Genomic DNA, 2,540 nt, shown 5'->3' with positions numbered 1-2,540 from the left:
ACGCTCGATGCCGGATGGAAAACACAATGCGATGTAAGCAGCTTCCCTACCGGTGTTTTCATTTTACGCGCGCGTACGCACGATACGGTGCGATACTATAAATTTATCAAGAACTAAAATTAGCATCCTAAAGCAAAGCAGCCATCGTAAACCGATGGCTGTTTTTCATTTTATATCATCTATACCTATATATCGCCTAACTGAGGACGAATAATGATCTCTTCTACAACACTTCGATCCGATAAACTGTATGCACCGTATACTGCTTCGGCAACATCTTCCGCTTTCATAAAACGTTCTTCCGGCAAGTCGACACCTTCCCAACTCGCAGTTAATGTAGCACCCGGCATAATGGCCGTTACACGAATGTTAAAAGGCTTCAGTTCTTCGCGCAGACATTTACTGAATCCCAGCAAAGCAAATTTACTGATCGCATACGAGCCACCATTAGGATAGGCCTTGATGCTGGCAATGGAACACATATTGAAAATATAGCCTTGCTTCCGCTCGCGCATGCCGGTGATCAAACCGCGCGTGGTATAGTATGCGCTATACAGGTTAGCATGGATCATACTCTCCAGTGTGCCTTCTTTTTCGGTGGCAATATCACCGGGAATAAAATAGCCCGCATTGTTTACCAGTATATCTACCGGTCGCTGAAGCGCAGTAACAAATGCACAGAAATTTTTCACAGCCTCACGGTCCGACATATCTGCAGCGCGCACAAACACCTGCACGGCGTGATCCGCCTCTACCCTTCGCTTCAATTCATCCAGGTCTTTTTCATTTCGTGCACAGGTAACAATATCAAATCCCTGTGCAGCAAATTTTTCAACGATGGCTCTGCCAATGCCTTTGGTTCCTCCCGTTACTACAATGAGTTTATTCATAGCTGGATGTCAGGTGTTTAAAGTATAACAGCCGGTTTTCAGTATATCCATCAAAAACTTCTGTGATGTTGCTGCAAATCTGAAACTTGCACGCTAAAAATCCTTATACTGCGGATGTTTTAATTTCAATTATCTTAGCGAGATAATGAGGCGTTTGTCTTAATGCAAGTATGATAACAGAGATTGGTAAGTATTTTTTATTTCTGGGCCATCTGCTCACCAACCGGGAGTCGTTCAAAACCTATTATAACCTGGTGATGGAAGAGTGTGTGAGCATTGGTCTGGGTTCCGTTTTCCTCGTAGCACTTGTGGCCACTTTTATGGGCGCAGTAACTACGGTGCAAACAGCCTATAACATGGTGAGTGATCTTATTCCGGATTATGTGATCTCGCAGGTTGCACGCGAAATGATCGTACTCGAACTGGCGCCTACTATTATCGCAGTAATTTTTGCCGGTAAAGTTGGTTCGGCTATGGCCAGCGGACTCGGCACCATGCGCATCACCGAACAGATCGATGCCCTCGAAGTAATGGGTATCAACTCTATATCGTATCTCGTGCTTCCCAAAATCATTGCATCACTGGTTATGTACCCGGTGCTGGTGATCATAGCAGGTGTATGCGCAATGGTGGGCGGATACCTGGCCGGTACGTTAACCGGTGTAATTACTCCGAACGATTATATATACGGATTACGTTCAGGCTATAATGAGTTCACCGTGATCTTTGCGCTTATCAAGTCCGTTGTATTTGCATTCCTCGTGTCATCGATTTCATCCTATAAAGGCTATAATACGCAAGGCGGTGCATTAGAAGTTGGTGTATCCAGCACCAAGGCTGTTACCAGCAGCGTTATTGCTATACTGGTGTCTGATTATTTACTGGCTCAACTTTTACTTGGAAAATGATCAAGATACAAAGCATATCAAAATCCTTTGGCGACAAGCTCGTGCTCAACGATGTATCGGGTAAATTTGAAAAAGGCAAACCTAACCTCATCATCGGAGCCAGTGGTACCGGCAAAAGTGTATTGCTGAAATGTATTGTCGGGTTAGCAAAGCCTGACGAAGGACAAGTGTTTTATGATGGCCGTGATTTTTATGCGGGCGATCGCGACCTGAAGATAGAAGTGCGCAGAGAGATCGGCATGCTGTTTCAGGGAGGTGCACTGTTCGATTCGAAAAACGTTGAACAGAATGTGATGTTTCCGCTGGACGTACTCACCAAGATGCATCCCGATGAAAAAATTGAACGCGTTAACTTTTGCTTGAAGCGTGTAGGACTTGAGAACGTTAACAAAAAAATGCCTTCCGAAATAAGTGGCGGGATGAAGAAGCGTGTAGGCATTGCCCGTGCGATTGTAAACAACCCGAACTATCTTTTCTGTGATGAGCCTAACTCCGGACTCGATCCGCAGACGTCTGTTCTCATCGATGACCTCATCCAGGATATAACACAAGACTACGACATGACTACCGTAGTCGTTACGCACGACATGAACTCGGTGATGGGTATAGGAGAAAAGATCATGTTTATATACAAGGGCCGCAACCTCTGGGAAGGAAATAAAAACGACATCACGCACTCCGGTGTGAAAGAACTTGACGACTTCGTCTTCGCGAACAAAGTGATGAATAGCTTGCGGGAGAA

Annotated in this window: 3 protein-coding genes; 2 read left to right on the top strand and 1 reads right to left on the bottom strand. The window is 45.1% G+C overall.

Annotated elements, in window-relative coordinates:
• Nucleotides 1-185: 185 nt before the first annotated feature.
• Nucleotides 186-890: an SDR family oxidoreductase gene (locus VIN08_RS26145; RefSeq protein ID WP_331972030.1), complete on the bottom strand. Its 705-nt coding sequence runs from the start codon at nucleotides 888-890 to the stop codon at nucleotides 186-188.
• Between the two features lie 173 nt (nucleotides 891-1,063).
• Here VIN08_RS26145 and VIN08_RS26140 point away from each other — a divergent pair, with 173 nt between their 5' ends.
• Both VIN08_RS26140 and VIN08_RS26135 read left to right on the top strand, forming a co-directional pair.
• Nucleotides 1,064-1,798: an ABC transporter permease gene (locus VIN08_RS26140; protein WP_331972033.1), complete on the top strand. Its 735-nt coding sequence runs from the start codon at nucleotides 1,064-1,066 to the stop codon at nucleotides 1,796-1,798.
• A partial coding sequence (locus VIN08_RS26135) for an ABC transporter ATP-binding protein (protein ID WP_331972027.1) occupies nucleotides 1,795-2,540 on the top strand: 746 nt, incomplete at its 3' end. The genes VIN08_RS26140 and VIN08_RS26135, both read left to right, overlap by 4 nt.

Origin of the sequence: Ohtaekwangia sp., assembly GCF_036568665.1 — a bacterium.
Taxonomy (GTDB): Bacteria; Bacteroidota; Bacteroidia; order Cytophagales; family Cyclobacteriaceae; genus Ohtaekwangia.
This window is presented reverse-complemented; position numbering and strand designations above follow the sequence as displayed.

Coding starts and splice junctions, on each gene's coding strand:
- VIN08_RS26145 (WP_331972030.1), bottom strand. CDS start 890: ATGAATAAACTCATTGTAGTAACGGGAGGAACCAAAGGCATTGGCAGA.